The 825-nt window shown below is 61.8% G+C and carries 1 pseudogene; it reads right to left on the bottom strand.

Annotation, left to right across the window (positions count from 1 at the left end):
• Positions 1 to 199: 199 nt before the first annotated feature.
• A pseudogene (locus AB4089_RS22935) lies at positions 200 to 688 on the bottom strand (ISL3 family transposase); the annotation flags it as partial.
• Positions 689 to 825: the final 137 nt, after the last annotated feature.

The raw sequence follows: 825 nt of genomic DNA, 5'->3' as shown, positions 1-825 counted from the left end.
GGCAGCGTCGGACGCCACAACGATAGGCTCAGTCAAGGCTCGTGGTCCTGTTCCTGGTTTGAATGCTAGACACACTCATCCCAGCAGGGCCACGGGCCCCTTCTTTATCTACGACACGGAGTCATTTCCCCACGAACCACGAAGAGCCCGTTTACGGGCTCTCCACGGTTCGTGGTGAATGTTCTGCAGTGACGGATGTTCATGCCGCTGTTCTGGCGGCACTGCGCAACAGGATACGTGTTTTGTAGTTGCGTGGGTTGGTGAATCCCCGGCCTGTTCGTTTGATGTGTTTGATGGCTGTGTTGTTTGCTTCTACTTTCGCTGTTGTCGCGCCGGTGACGATGAGGACTTCGATTTCCTTCCACCACCGGCAGATCGTGCGCCAGAGCCGGTTCGTTTCCGGCTGCGCGGCTTCTTCGACGAGTGACTGCAGGCGGTCTTTCGCGGCGGCCGCGTCGGCGAGAGACCCGGTGGCGAGCAGCGTCCGGAGCTGCTCTTTCACTAGCCAGGCGGCCTGCAGCTTCCCGGTGGCGTCGTCGGCGGCGAACACGGTGCTGAGTCTGTCCCGTGCCCGGTCCGAGAGTGTGTCGCCGCCGCGCAGGAGCAGCCGCCGGTTGGCCCAGACCGGGTCGATGGTGCGTCCCCGTCGGCCATGGACCTGCTGCGTGAGCCGTTGCCGGCTCTTCGTGGTTCGTGGGGAAATGACTCCGTGTCGTAGATAAAGAAGGGGCCCGTGGCCCTGCTGGGATGAGTGTGTCTAGCATTCAAACCAGGAACAGGACCACGAGCCTTGACTGAGCCTATCGTTGTGGCGTCCGACGCTGC

Source organism: Arthrobacter sp. 2MCAF15 (genome assembly GCF_052115605.1).
Lineage (GTDB): Bacteria > Actinomycetota > Actinomycetes > Actinomycetales > Micrococcaceae > Arthrobacter.
This window is presented reverse-complemented; position numbering and strand designations above follow the sequence as displayed.